The sequence below is a fragment of the Methylobacterium fujisawaense genome, from assembly GCF_039619325.1.
Lineage (GTDB): Bacteria > Pseudomonadota > Alphaproteobacteria > Rhizobiales > Beijerinckiaceae > Methylobacterium > Methylobacterium fujisawaense.
This window is the reverse complement of the sequence record NZ_CP155000.1, coordinates 3,126,836-3,140,104: the sequence shown is the minus strand read 5'-3', so window position 1 is coordinate 3,140,104 and position 13,269 is coordinate 3,126,836. Positions and strand designations below refer to the sequence as shown.

Here is a 13,269-nt window from a genome sequence, read left to right as displayed (position 1 = left end):
GGACCGGGCCGAGTGAGAGGCTCCTGCATGGCCGCGGTCATGGGTAGCGGGAAAGCCAGATCCGGGTAGCTGACGGGCGCGGGCGGCCGATAGTCCAGCGACGAATGCGGTCGGACGCGGTTGTAGGTGGTTTGCCACAGCCCGACCACGATCTGCGCCTCCTTCAGCGAGTAGAAGATCTCCTAGCGTAGGCACTCGTCACGAAGCCTGCCGTTGAAGCTCTCGCAGTACCGGTTCTCCCAAGGGGATCCTGGCGCGATGTACTGGATCTGCGAGCCGGCCTTGGTGACCCACCTGCGCAGCGCCTTCGAGATCATCGCTGGGCCATTGTCGCAGCGGATGTACTCCGGGAGGCCGTGCAGGCACATGGCGTCGGCCAGCGCCTCGATCACGCCGACGCTGTTGATGCGCCGCGCCACCTTCAGCGCAAGGGACGCCCGGCTAAGCTCGTCGATCCGCGTCAGGATGCGCTGGCTCCGGCCGTCGTGCGTTTGAGCCTGCACGAAGTCGAAGCTCCAGACGTGATCGCGGTAAAGCGGCCGCAGCCGCACGCACGAGCCGTCGTTGAACCAGAGCCGGCTGCACGGGCGGTGCTTCCGGGGAACCTTGAGCCCCTCACGACACCAAATGCGCTCGACCCGATCCTTGCCGACCCGCCAGCCGTCTGGTCTCAACAGCGCGGTGACGCGGCGGTAGCCGTAGCGCCCGTATTCGGACGCCAGGGCGTTGATGGCGCGGGTCAGCTCATCCTCGTCGGCCAACACGGTGGGCACGTAGCGTTGCCTGCCGCGGTGCTGGCCGACGATCCGGCAGGCGTGACGTTCCGAGAGGCCGAATTTCTCCTGGATCGCCGCCACTGCCTGCCGACGTCGCTCGGGGGCTACAAATTTCCCGAGGCGACGTCCGCCAGCACCTGCTTTTCCAGGGACAGGTCCGCCACAAGCCGCTGCAACCGAGCGTTCTCGCGCTCCAGATCCTTCATCTTCCGCGCCTAGCATTACAGTTGCGTTTTTGGCGAGGTTCTGACTCCTTGCGGCACCATGATTCGCGCATCATGGACGTCGGGCGCCTCGATAGAGGCGACACTGGAACTCTGGGCCTCTTCGCTGCGGGAGGTGAAGGGACGCATGCGCCCGCTGTTCACGCAGGAGCGGGTGGCGGCCTCGGCGGGCGCATTCCTGGACGGACTGCTCGGCGCGGAGCGGCGCAAGACCGGTTGGATGCGGGCGGAAGCTGCGGGCGATCCCGGGCCCTGGCGTCAGCAAGCGGTGCTCGGTCGCGGACGCTGGGATGCCGACGCCCTGCGCGACGTCGTGCGGGACTATGCCCTGGAGACCCTGGCCGACCCGGACGCGGTTCTGGTTCTCGACGAGACGGGCTTTCTCAAGCAAGGCAAAACCTCGTGCGGTGTGCATCGCCAGTACACCGGCTCGGCCGGCAAGATCACGAACTGTCAGATCGGCGTGTTCGCGGCTTACGCCTCGCGGCACGGTCACGCGTTCATCGATCGGGCCTTGTACCTGCCCAGGACCTGGACCTCGGATCCGGCCCGATTGGCCGCCGCCCATGTACCGGAGGGGACGAGCTTTTCGACCAAGCCGGGATTGGCTCTGGCTATGATCGAGCGGGCGATGGCCGCCGACGTGCCGTTCTCCTGGGTCGCGGCCGATACCGTCTATGGGGTCGGCGACATCGAGATGGCTCTGCGGCGCGCGGGCAAGGGCTACGTGCTCGGGGTCAAGACCGATCACCTGTTCAATTCCTGGGTCGGCAAACCGCCGGTGGCCGGCACCGCCGAGGCGATCGCCAACGGCCTCGCACCGTCAGCCTGGACGCGCCTGTCGGCGGGCGAGGGCACGAAGGGCGCGCGGCTTTACGACTGGGCCTACTGCGAGTTGGCCGACCCTCGACGGTGCCGACTACGATCAGGCCGGCCTGTGGACGCGCGGCCTGCTGATCCGCCGTAGCCTGACTGACGGCAGCTTAGCGTACTTCACGACATGGTGCCCGGCCGGCACGTCGATCGCGACCCTGGCGGCGATCGAGGGCCAGCGTTGGGCGATCGAGGACGCGTTCGAGACGGCCAAGACCGAACTCGGGCTCGCTCACAACGAGACCCGTTCCTGGCACGGCTGGCACCGGCACGTCAGCTTGGTGATGATGGCGTTTGCCCTGCTGGCGGTGATCCGCCATCACGCCAACGCGCCGCCCCCAAAAAGACGGGCGCGGCCGAGACGGCGCACGCGCTGATCCGTTGGTCGGTCCAGGAGATCCGCCGGATCGCCGTGCAGCTGGCACAGCGGCGCATCCAGCCCGCTCACGTCATCACATGGTCGCTCTGGCGAAGGGCGCATCAGGCGGCCGCCCGAAACGCCCATCTCAAACGCCGTGCTTCAGCCGAAAGGGGACGTCGACAGCGTAAGCCCAGCGCGACAAACAGCAAGCGAAAACGCCCTAAAACGCAACTGTAATGCTAGTCGACCTGCAAGCCGCCGTACTCCTTGCGCCAGCGATAGTAGCTCTGCTCGGAGATCTCCGCGTCCTTGCACGCCAACGCCAAACTCTCGACCTGGGCTGTCTGCACCTCGATCTGGCGCAACGTCAGCACGACCTGCTCCGCGCTCGTCTTCTGACCTCGCTTCATGTCCCAGCTCCTTCGGTCCTGGCTGATCCTCTCAATCAGCCCGGTCCAAAGCCAGGCGGTCAGGCTACGGACCGACATGGATCAGGACGCCGTCCTCGAACACCACGTCCGCGCCGGTGCGGTAGACGTGGCCGCCGCTGTCGGGATCCCAGGCGACGACCCACCGGGGGCCCGTCACCAGGGTGGCGCCCATCGCCCCGTCCGCAGCTTCGTCGTGAATCGATACCCTCGCTCTTGCGCCGACGAGGCGGGCAAGATCGGTGCCCGGTCGGGCCGGCATCGCGGTGCGGCGCGGCCCGGGTTTCGCATCGCGCGGGCCACTGTCGTCAGCGGCAGGCCCGCGCGTCGGTTCCGCAGGAGGCGGCATGCATCATCGCGACACCACCGGACCCGCGCGCATCCTGGTCATCAACCCGAACGCCTCCCGGGCGGTGACGGCCGCCATCGACGCGGCGCTGACGCCGCTGCGCCTGGCCGGCGGCCCCGTCATCGCGGTGACGGACCTGCCCGAGGGGCCGGCGGGCATCGCGACCCAGCAGGACGCGGATTCCGTGGTGATGCCGCTGGCCCGGCGCATCGCGGAGGATCCGGCGGACGCCTTCGTCATCGCCTGCTTCAGCGACCCCGGCCTGCATACGGCCCGCGAGGTCGCCGGCGGCAGGCCCGTGATGGGGATCGCCGAGTGGGGCCTCCTCCGGTCGCTCACCCTCGGCGAGCGCTTCGGCATCGTCGCCCTCTCGGAGGGCAGCGTGCGGCGCCAGCGTCGGATGGTCCGCCAGATGGGCCTCGGCGAACGCTATGCCGGCAGCCGGCCGGTGGAGGCCCGGGCCGACGAGACGGCGGGGGAGGCGATCCGCGACCGCCTGATCGCGGCGGCCCGGACCCTGGTGAAGCGCGACGGCGCCGACGTCATCGTGCTCGGCTGCGCCGGCATGGCCCCGCACCGGGCCGCCGTCGAGCGGGCGGTCGGGTGTCCGGTCGTCGAGCCCTGCCAGCAGGCGGTGGCGGCGGCCCTCGGGGCGGTCCTGCTCCGGGCGGACCTATAGGGAGACACCGGCGATGCACTACGACCTGCTGATCCGCGGCGGCACCTGCGTGACGCCCTGGGGCACCGAGGCGATCGATCTCGGCATCCGCGACGGGCGCATCGCGGCCCTCGCGACCCCGGCCGGCGCGACCGCGGAGGCGGTGATCGACGCCGCGGGCCTGCATGTCCTGCCCGGCCTGATCGACAGCCACGTCCACCTGCGCGATCCCGGCGACCCGGCGGTGGAGACGATCGAGACCGGCACGCGGGCCGCGGTGCTGGGCGGGATCGCCACCCTGTTCGACATGCCCAACACCGTCCAGCCGATCGCCGATACCGAGCGCCTCGCGTGGAAGCGCGACTACGTTGCGGGCCGGAGCTGGTGCGACATCGGCCTCTACGTGGCCGGCACGAAGGCCAATATCGACGCGCTCGCCGCGCTGGAGCGCGTGCCGGGCGTCTGCGCCGTCAAGGTCTTCGCTGGCAGCTCCACGGCGGCGCTGATGATCGAGGACGACGCGCATCTCGAACGCGCCATGCGCGCCGGCCACCGGCGCATGGCCTTCCACAGCGAGGACGAGGACCGGCTCCAGGCCCGCAAGCCGCTGTTCGGCCGGGGCCAGCCGTACCGGACCCACATGGAATGGCGCGACCCGGAATGCGCCTTCCTGGGCACGCGCCGCCTCATGGCGCTGGCGCGGAAGACCGGCCGGGCGACCCATATCCTGCACGTCTCCACCGCCGAGGAACTCGCCTACCTGCGCGATTTCCGCGACGTCGCCACCTTGGAGGTGCTGGTCAATCACCTCACGCAGGTGGCCCCGGACTGCTACGACACCCTCGGTGGCTTCGGCGTCATGAACCCGCCGATCCGCGACGAGCGCCACCGGGCGGCCGCCTGGGCGGCCGTGCGCGACGGGACCGTCGACACGATCGGCAGCGATCACGCGCCCCATGCGCGGGCCGCCAAGGAGCGGCCCTGGCCGGACTGCCCGGCCGGCCTCACCGGGGTCCAGACCCTGGTGCCGATCATGCTCGACCACGTCGCGGCCGGGCGCCTGCCGCTCGCCCGCCTCGTCGACCTGATGGCGGCCGGGCCGGCCCGCGTCTACGGGCTCCGCGGCAAGGGCCGGATCGCCGCCGGCTACGACGCCGACTTCACCCTCGTGGACCTGAAGGCGCGCCGCAGGATCGAGGAATCCTGGATCGTCTCGCCCTGCGGCTGGACGCCCTTCGCCGGCACCGAGGTCACCGGCTGGCCCGTCGCCACGCTCGTGCGCGGCCACCTCGTGATGCGCGACGACGCGGTGCTCGGCACGCCCGTCGGCGGCCTCGCGCGCTTCGCCGCATGATGAGGCCCGCCCTCAACCGTCGCAGGTTTCCGCCGCCAGCCAGGTGGTGAGGATCGCGACGGCGTCGAGAAGGTCGTCGATCGCCATGGCCTCGTCGGGGTTGTGGCTGCCGTTGGCGTTGCGCACGAACAGCATGGCCATCGGCACGCCGGCCTTGGCGAAGGCGGCGGCGTCGTGGGAGGCGGGGCTGCCGAGGGGCCGTGTGGCGATGCCGAGCGCGTCCGCGGCCGCCGCGAGGCCGTCGCGGATCCGGGGCGAGACCGCGCCGACGCCCGCCTCGGCGCGGGGCCCGAGGGCCACCGTGACACCGCGGCGCTCCGACACGTCCGTCACGGCGGCCAGGAATGCGGCCTCCAAGGCCGACAGCACCTCGGCCGCGTAGGCCCGCATGTCGAGGCTGAACCGGAACTCGCCGGGGACGGTGGTCAGGCCGTGGGCCGCGGCATCGGTGTGGAACCGGCCGAAGGTGACGGCCATCGGGCAGCCGGCCGCCTCGCGCTCCGCCCAGACCCGATCGAGGGCCAGGGCAATCTCAGCGCCCGCCATGGCTGCATCGCGGCGGAAGCGGCGGGGTGTGCCGACATGGTCGTAGCGCCCGACGATCCGGACGTCGGGGTAGCGGACGTTGCCGGGGATCCCGGTGCAGAGGCCCGCCGGGATCCCGGCCTCCTCCAGGCTCGGCGCCTGCTCGATATGCACCTCCAGGAAGGCGTGGATCGCGGCGGCGTCGAGGGCGGGCGGGCCGCTGCGCAGCGCCTCCGGGTCGCCGCCCTCCCGGGCGATGTGCGCGGCGAGGCTGAGGCCGCTGTCGATCCGGGCGGCGTCGAGCGCCCCGTCCGGCAGGGTTCCGAGGGCCGCCCGGCTGCCGATATAGGACACCTGGAACCAGACGCTCTCCTCGGCGCGGATGCCCATGACGGTGATGTCGCGCGCCGGGGTCAGCCCCAGCTCGCGGAGCGCCGCGACGGCGGCGAGACCGGCCACCACCCCGGCGGCGCCGTCGAAATTGCCGCCGTGGGCCACGGTGTCGAGGTGGGAGCCGATCAGGATCGGCGGCAGGCTCCGGTCCCGCCCCGGCAGCGTCAGGGTGGTGTTGGCGGCCGCATCCCGCCCGATCGCGAGGCCGAGAGCGGCGGCGCAGCGCGTCACCACCCCGTGCGCCGCACTCTCCTCCGGACTGTAGGAGGCCCGCGTGAACCCGGGATCGGTCCGGCCGCACCGGGCGAGGTCGTCGAACAAAGCCGCCACCCGGCCGCGCTGCGCGCGGACCGCCGTGCCGATCGCCGATACCGTGTCCATCCCGCCGCTCCCGGTGCGCGGGCCCGGGGCGGACCGCGACGGCGCCATCCTGCCACTTTCGTGCCGGCGTCGGTGAGGTCGCGACAGGGTCACGGCGGTCGCGGAGATCCGGCCACCCGGCAGCCCACGGCTTCGCCGGCACGCCCGCCGGTCCGCGCCGCGTCCGGCGAGTGCGCCCCGACCGGCTCGTCCGTCCGCGCGCGGTCGGACACGGCTTCCGATTGATGCGGTCGCTGGATGCAGGCATCCCGTCGACGCACTACCGGCGACACCAGTTCGGCACCCGATACGAGAATTTTGACGTTCTCGGCACAGGACCGCCCGCAGCGCGCACAAATGCTGCCAATATGCGCAAGGCCCATGCCGGCCTGCAGCCTCTTTGACCTTCCCGTCCTCCGGACCTCGGCCGACAATCGCCAGATCCATCCATGGGAGCTTCGGGGTCGATGACGCATCTCACGCGACGCGGCGTCTTGGGCACAGGCCTCTCGGGCACGGCGGCGCTGCTCGCAGCCCCGGCCCTCATCCGCCCGGCCTTCGCGGCCGACACCGTCAAGCTCGGCTGCCTGTTCTCGTCCTCGGGCACGATGGCCAATCTCGAGGGCCGGCTGAACCACGTGGTCCGCATGGCCGCCGACGCGATCAACGGGCGCGGCGGCGTCAACGGCCGCCAGATCGAGGTGCTGACCTCCGATCCCGCCTCCGACTGGCCGCTCTACGCCCAGGTCGGCCGGCAGATGCTCCAGCAGGAGAAGGTCGCGGCCCTGTTCGGCTGCTGGACCTCCGTGTCGCGCAAGTCGGTGCTGCCGGTGGTCGAGCAGAATGACGGGCTGCTGTTCTACCCGCTGCACTTCGAGGGCGACGAGAATTCCAAGGCCGTCGTCTACGTGAACTCGCCGCCCGCGAGCTCCGTGCTGCCGGCGGTGGATTACCTGATGGGCCCGGACGGGGTCGGGGCGAAGCGCTTCTTCATGATCGGCTCGGACTACGTCTGGCCGCGCACGATCAACAAGCAGCTCAAGGGCTACTGGACCAGCAAGGGCATCCCCGAGAGCGCGTGGCGCGAGGAATACGTGCCGTTCGGCTTCTCGAACTTCCAGACGCTGGTGAACCAGGTCCGCAGCTTCGCCAGCCAGCCGGGCGGCCAGGCGATCGTGGTGCTCACCGTCGTGGGCTCCTCGATCCCCGACTTCCTGCGCGAATTCGCCAACCAGGGCATCAGCGCCACCGACGTGCCGATCCTCGGCCTCGACATGGTGGAGGCGGATCTCGAGGGGCTCGATACCGCCAAGCTCGTCGGCCACCTGAACTGCTGGGCCTATCTCCAGGCCGCCAAGGGCGAGCGCAACCAAAAGTTCCTCGCCGACTGGGCCGCCTACGTGAAGGCCAAGAACGTCCCGTTCAGCGCCGAAACGGTGATCGACCCGATGGTCTCGGCCTATGACAGCGTCAACCTCTGGGCGCTGGCCGCCGCCAAGGCCGGCTCCTTCGCGGTGCCGGAGGTGCGCAAGGCCTTCGCGGGCCTCAGCTTCGACGACCCGTCGGGCTACACGCTGACCATGACGGGGGAGAACAACTACGTCTCCCGCGGCGTGTTCATCGGCTCGGTCAACGAGAAGCGCGGCTTCGACGTCCTCTGGCAATCCCCGAACGCTCCGAAGCCGGTCCCGTTCAGCCCCTATGGCTGATCGGCTCCGCGCGCTCTTGGCCCTCTGCTGTCTGGCGCTGCTGGCGGTTCCTGCCTGCGCCGCGCCAATCGACCGGGCGGCCTTCGCGGCGGGTCTGTGCGGGGACGGCGCCGCGCAGGTCCGCGCGGCCGAGGGTCTCGTGCAAGCCGGCGGCGATCTGGCGGCCGACGACCTCGCCTATGCCGGCGGGCTCCTCGGCGCGCTGGCCGAGCGCCGTCTCGCCTGCCCGGCGGAGGGCGCACTCCTGCTCGACCGCCCGGGCGCATCTGACGGGCGCGATGCGGTCAGCGGCGCGCCGCGTCCGGCCGCCGAGGCGCGCGCGCCGATCCTCGGCCTGCGCCAGCGCGCCGCCGTCGAGACCGCGCGCGGCACCGTCGCCCTGCTGACCGGCCCGGATCCGGCCGCCCGCGCCGCCGGTCTCGCGATCCTGGAACGGCGCATCGCCACCGTTCCGGCTTCGGTCCTCGACCGGGCGCGGGACGCGGAGACGGATACCGGCCTGAAGGGGACGATCGCCGGTCTCGCCCAGGCCGCCGCCCTGTCGTCGCCCGATCCGGCCCGGCGCCGGGCGGCGATCGCCGCCGTGGCCGCGAGCCCGTCCGGGGCCGCTGAGGCGCGCCTCGCGGCGCTCAAGAGCGATCCGGCCTACGCCGCCGATCCGGCCTTCCGGGCGGCCCTCGATGCCGGCCTCGCGCAGGTCTCCCGCGCGGTGGCGATCGGCGACGGGCTCGCGGTCGTCTATAACGGCCTGAGCTTCGCCAGCATCCTGTTCATGGCGGCGGCCGGGCTCGCGATCATCTTCGGGCTGATGGGCGTGATCAACCTCGCCCAGGGCGAATTCATCATGCTCGGCGCCTACGCCACCTACGGCGTGCAGGAGGCCTTCCGCCGCCTCGCCCCCGGCCTGCTCGACCTCTACCTGCTCGCCGCCATCCCGGTCGCCTTCGGGGCGGTCGCCCTGGTGGGCATCGGGGTCGAGGCGCTGATCCTGCGCCACCTCTACCGGCGGCCGCTCATGAGCCTGCTGGCCACCTGGGCGGTGAGCCTGTTCCTGGTGAACCTCGTGCGCGTGACGGTCGGCACCCAGAACCTGCAATTCGTCATGCCGGCCTATGTCAGCGGCGGCGTGCCCCTCTACGCCGACTTCGTCATGACCTGGAACCGGCTGTTCGCCATCGCCTTCGCGGCCGCGACGCTGGTCCTGACGCTCGTGATCCTGCGCCGCACCCCGCTGGGCCTCGACATCCGCGCCGTGACCCAGAACCGCGACATGGCCGCCTGCCTCGGCCTGCCGACCCGCCGGGTCGACCGGCTCGCCTTCGGGCTCGGCTCGGGCCTGGCCGGGCTTGCCGGGGTGGCGCTCTGCCCGATCTACAGCGTCAATCCCGGCATGGGCTCGGGCTTCATCGTCGACAGCTTCATGGTCGTGGTGCTGGGCGGCGTCGGCAGCCTCGTCGGGACCCTGGTGGCGGCCCTCGGCGTCGGCGGCGCCAACGTGCTGATCGAGCCGATCTCCGGCGCGGTCGCCGCCAAGGTGATCGTGCTCGTCGGCATCATCCTGTTCCTGCAGCGCCGGCCCGAGGGGCTGTTCGCCGTGCGACGGCGGCGATGAGCGGCGCCGTGCAGACCGCCCTCGCCGCCCCCGCCGGACCGGGACGCCGCGCCGTGCGCGATCCCCTGGTCGCCGGCCTCGTCGGGCTCTGCCTCGCGGCCGCGGTCGGGCTCTTCGTGGCACCGCCCGCCCCGTATCTCGTCAACGCGGTGGGTCAGCTCGCCGCCTTCGCGATCCTCGCCGTGTCGCTGGATCTGGTCTGGGGCTATCTCGGGATCCTCAGCCTGGGGCACGGGCTGTTCTTCGCCATCGGCGGCTATGTCTGCGCCATGCACCTGCTGGCCCACGGCGTGGCCGTGACCGGCGTGCTGCCGGACTTCGTGCAGTTCATGGGCTGGAAGAGCCTGCCGGCCTACTGGACGGGCCTCGACCACGCGGCCTACGCCTTCGTCCTCGCCCTGGCGCTCGCCGGCCTCGTCGCCTTCGTGTTCGGGCTGGCCTCGTTCCGCTCGCGGGTCAACGGCGTCTACTTCTCGATCATCAGCCAAGCGCTCGTCTACGTCGCGATGCTGCTGATGTACCGCAACGATACCGGGCTCGGCGGCAACAACGGCATGACCGGCTTCCCGCTGCTGTTCGGCTGGCCGATGGGCTCCCCCGGCGTCGTCACGGGGCTCGCCGTCGCCGCCCTCCTGACGCTGGCGGCGGTGCTGGCCGGCGCGCGGCTCCTTGTCGGCAGCGCGATCGGGCGGCGGATGCTCGCCTGCCGCGACGACGAGACCCGCCTGCGCACGCTGGGCTACAGCACCACCCGGCTCAAGCTCGGGATCTGGTGCCTCTCGGCCATGATCGCGGCGCTCGCCGGCATCCTGTACGTGCCGCAGGTCGGCATCATCAACCCCCGGGTGCTGGCGCCGGACCTGTCCATCGAGATCGCCGTCTGGGTGGCGATCGGCGGGCTGGGACGGCTTGGCGGCGCGGTGATCGGCGCGATCCTGGTCAACGGCCTGAAGTTCTGGCTGAGCGCCGCGATGCCGGAGGCGTGGCCCTTCATCCTGTCCGGGCTGGTGCTCGTCGTGGTGCTGGTCCTGCCGAACGGCCTCCTCGACCTCGTGGGCTGGCGCCCGCGCCCGACCTGGCTGCGGGGCGCCCGATGACCGCCCTCACCATCGACGCCCTGACGGTCGCCTTCGGTCGCTTCACGGCCCTCGATGCCGTCTCGCTCGCGGTCGATCCCGGCGAGGTGCGGGCCGTGATCGGCCCGAACGGCGCCGGCAAGACCACCCTGCTCGACGTGATCTCAGGGATCACCAAGCCGGTCTCCGGCCGCGTGATGCTCGGCGACCGGATCGACCTGACCAAGCGCTCCGAGGCCGAGATCGCGAAGGCCGGCGTGCGGCGCAAGTTCCAGAAGCCCAGCGTCTTCCCCGCGCTCACCGTGCGCGAGAACCTGGAGATCGGCTGCGGGCCCGCGCTCCCCGCCCGCGAGCGGCCCGCCCGCATCGCCTCCGTCCTCGGCGAGATCGGCCTCGGACCCCGCGCCGAGGTGCCGGCCGGCCGCCTCGCCCACGGCGAGAAGCAGTGGCTGGAGATCGGCATGGTGCTCGCTGCCGAGCCGGCGCTGCTCCTGCTCGACGAGCCCGTGGCCGGGCTCTCCGACGCCGAGACCGCCCAGACCGCCGCGCTGATCCGGAGCCTGCGCCGGCCGGACCGGGCGATCCTGGTGATCGAGCACGACATGGGCTTCGTCGAGGCCATCGCCGACCGGGTGACGGTGCTGCACGAGGGCCGGACCCTCTACGAGGGCAGCATGGCAGGCGCCCGCCAAGACGCCCGGGTGATCGAGGTGTTCCTCGGCCGATGACGCCCGCATCCCAGCCCGCCCGCCTCGCCGTCGAGGGGCTCGACCAGCATTACGGCAGCGCGCAGGTGCTGCGCGGCATCGCCCTCACGGTCGAGCCGGGCGCCTGCCTCGCCGTGCTCGGCCGCAACGGCGCCGGCAAGACCACGCTGCTGCGCTGCCTCACCGGCTTGATCCCGGAAAGCCGCGGCCGGATCGCCCTCGACGGGACCGAGCTGACGCGCCTGTCGCCCGACCGGCGCGCCCGCTCGGGCCTCGCCTACGTGCCGCAGGGGCGCGAGATCTTTCCCGACCTGACCGTCGCCGAGAATCTGCGGGTGGCGGCCCGGGCCCACGGGCTGGAGCGGGCCGACGCAATTGACGAGGCGGTCGGCCTGTTCCCGGCGCTGCGCGGCCTCTGGCACCGTCCGGGCGGCAACCTCTCGGGCGGCCAGCAGCAGCAGCTCGCCATCGCCCGGGCGCTCGCCACCCGACCCCGGGCGCTCCTCCTCGACGAGCCGACCGAGGGCATCCAGCCCTCGATCGTCGCCGCGATCGAGACGGTGATCGCCGGGCTCAAAGGCCGGATCACCGTGCTGCTCGTGGAGCAGTATCTCGATTTCGCCCTCCGGGTCGCCGATTCCGTGGTGGTCTTGTCCCGCGGCAGCGTCGTCGAGCGCGGCGATCCGAAGGTGCTGAACCCCGAAGCCCTCACCCGTCACATCGCCGTCTGACATCCGCACAGGAGCCGCCGTGTCGACCCATCACGAGATCCCCGCGACGCCCGAGACCATGGTGCTCGGCTATTTCGACGCCGCGCTGCCGCCCGTGCTGACCGTGAAATCGGGCGACACCGTCACCCTGCACTCGCATCCGGCGGGCGGGCGCGAGTCGCTCCACCCCGACCCCGCCCGGGTGCCGGCCGACCTGCTCCACGCCCTCGACACCCTGGAGCGGGGCCCCGGCCCGCACTTCGTCACCGGCCCCGTCCACGTGGAGGGCGCCGAGCCGGGCGACATGCTGCAGGTCGACATCCTCGACCTGAAGTTCCGCCTCGACTGGGGCTTCGTGGCGATCCTGCCGCTCCTCGGCACCCTGCCGGACGAGTTCACCGAGTACGAGACCGTCCACGCCGACATCGACACCGCCCGCGGCCTCTGCCGCCTGCCCTGGGGCACGGAGCTGCCCCTCGACCCGTTCTTCGGCATCATGGGTACCGCCCCGCCCCCCGCCTGGGGCCGGGTCGGCAGCCCGGTGCCCCGTGCCTTCGGCGGCAACATGGACAACAAGGAACTGAAGGTCGGCACGACCCTCTACCTGCCGGTGTTCAACCCCGGCGGCGGATTCTACGCGGGCGACGGCCACGGCGTGCAGGGCGACGGCGAGGTCTGCATCACTGCCCTGGAGACCGGGCTGACCGGCACGTTCCGCCTCACCGTGCGCAAGGATCTCCCGGGCGCGTGGCCCTTCGCCGAGACGCCCACCGACCTGATGTCGATCGGCCTGCACGAGAGCCTCGACGAGGCGATGCGCCAAGCCGTGCGCGAGATGGTGCGCCTCGTCTGCGCACGCACCAGCCTCACCCGCAACCAGGCCTACATGCTGTGCTCGCTCGCCGGGAACCTGCGGATCACCCAGACGGTCGACGGCAACAAGGGCGTGCACATGCTGATGCCCAAGACTGCCCTCGCGTCGACGTCCGGGGCCGCCTGAGCGCATTCTCGGCTGATGCTGCCTCCTCCGTTTTTGCGAGCGCAGCGAAGCAATCCGGCAGCGCTACGTTCAACGGTCCCGCTGCCCTGGGTCGGTTCGCTGCGCTCGCGATGACGGGGAGGCAGCATCAGCCGATTCCTGCAGATGGAGACCG

Annotated in this window: 10 protein-coding genes and 3 pseudogenes; 9 read left to right on the top strand and 4 right to left on the bottom strand. The window is 71.6% G+C overall.

Features of this window, described 5'->3' with window-relative positions; translation table 11 throughout:
• Positions 1-23: 23 nt before the first annotated feature.
• Positions 24-991 (bottom strand): annotated as a pseudogene (locus ABC766_RS14945) (IS3 family transposase); the annotation flags it as partial.
• 49 nt (positions 992-1,040) lie between these two features.
• Between ABC766_RS14945 and ABC766_RS14940 the strand changes: the two are divergent.
• A pseudogene (locus tag ABC766_RS14940) lies at positions 1,041-2,250 on the top strand (IS701 family transposase).
• Positions 2,251-2,476: 226 nt separating this feature from the next.
• Here ABC766_RS14940 and ABC766_RS14935 read toward each other — a convergent pair.
• Together ABC766_RS14935 and ABC766_RS14930 are read right to left on the bottom strand one after the other, a co-directional pair.
• Positions 2,477-2,644: pseudogene (locus ABC766_RS14935) on the bottom strand (transposase); the annotation flags it as partial.
• A 64-nt stretch (positions 2,645-2,708) separates the two neighbouring features.
• Entirely contained in the window at positions 2,709-2,837 is a 129-nt protein-coding gene (locus tag ABC766_RS14930; protein WP_342144791.1) for a hypothetical protein, read from the bottom strand.
• A gap of 172 nt (positions 2,838-3,009) precedes the next feature.
• Here ABC766_RS14930 and ABC766_RS14925 point away from each other — a divergent pair, with 172 nt between their 5' ends.
• Both ABC766_RS14925 and ABC766_RS14920 read left to right on the top strand, forming a co-directional pair.
• Positions 3,010-3,690, top strand: a complete 681-nt coding sequence (locus tag ABC766_RS14925; protein ID WP_345822569.1) for an aspartate/glutamate racemase family protein — start codon at positions 3,010-3,012, stop codon at positions 3,688-3,690.
• A 13-nt stretch (positions 3,691-3,703) separates the two neighbouring features.
• A complete protein-coding gene (locus ABC766_RS14920; RefSeq protein ID WP_345822568.1) occupies positions 3,704-5,023 on the top strand; it encodes a dihydroorotase in 1,320 nt (439 codons plus the stop codon).
• 12 nt (positions 5,024-5,035) lie between these two features.
• Here the strand turns inward: ABC766_RS14920 and ABC766_RS14915 are convergent, their stop codons facing one another.
• Positions 5,036-6,322, bottom strand: a complete 1,287-nt coding sequence (locus ABC766_RS14915) for a hydantoinase/carbamoylase family amidase (protein ID WP_345822567.1) — start codon at positions 6,320-6,322, stop codon at positions 5,036-5,038.
• Positions 6,323-6,768: 446 nt separating this feature from the next.
• Between ABC766_RS14915 and ABC766_RS14910 the strand changes: the two genes are divergently transcribed.
• The 6 genes from ABC766_RS14910 to ABC766_RS14885 are packed head-to-tail and all read left to right on the top strand — an operon-like array spanning position 6,769 to position 13,115.
• On the top strand, positions 6,769-8,010 hold the full coding sequence (locus tag ABC766_RS14910) for a transporter substrate-binding protein (RefSeq protein WP_345822566.1): 1,242 nt from the start codon (positions 6,769-6,771) through the stop codon (positions 8,008-8,010).
• Positions 8,003-9,622, top strand: coding sequence for an urea ABC transporter permease subunit UrtB (gene urtB / locus ABC766_RS14905; protein WP_345822565.1), 1,620 nt, complete (start codon positions 8,003-8,005; stop codon positions 9,620-9,622). Before ABC766_RS14910 ends, urtB begins: the two co-directional genes overlap by 8 nt.
• A complete protein-coding gene (gene urtC, locus ABC766_RS14900; protein WP_345822564.1) occupies positions 9,619-10,719 on the top strand; it encodes an urea ABC transporter permease subunit UrtC in 1,101 nt (366 codons plus the stop codon). The genes urtB and urtC overlap by 4 nt, the downstream gene beginning before the upstream one ends.
• A complete protein-coding gene (locus ABC766_RS14895) occupies positions 10,716-11,426 on the top strand; it encodes an ATP-binding cassette domain-containing protein (RefSeq protein WP_345822563.1) in 711 nt (236 codons plus the stop codon). Before urtC ends, ABC766_RS14895 begins: the two co-directional genes overlap by 4 nt.
• A complete protein-coding gene (gene urtE, locus ABC766_RS14890) occupies positions 11,423-12,136 on the top strand; it encodes an urea ABC transporter ATP-binding subunit UrtE (RefSeq protein ID WP_345822562.1) in 714 nt (237 codons plus the stop codon). The genes ABC766_RS14895 and urtE overlap by 4 nt, the downstream gene beginning before the upstream one ends.
• Before the next feature lie 19 nt (positions 12,137-12,155).
• Complete coding sequence (locus tag ABC766_RS14885) at positions 12,156-13,115, top strand: acetamidase/formamidase family protein (RefSeq protein ID WP_043385385.1); 960 nt, start codon at positions 12,156-12,158, stop codon at positions 13,113-13,115.
• Positions 13,116-13,269: the final 154 nt, after the last annotated feature.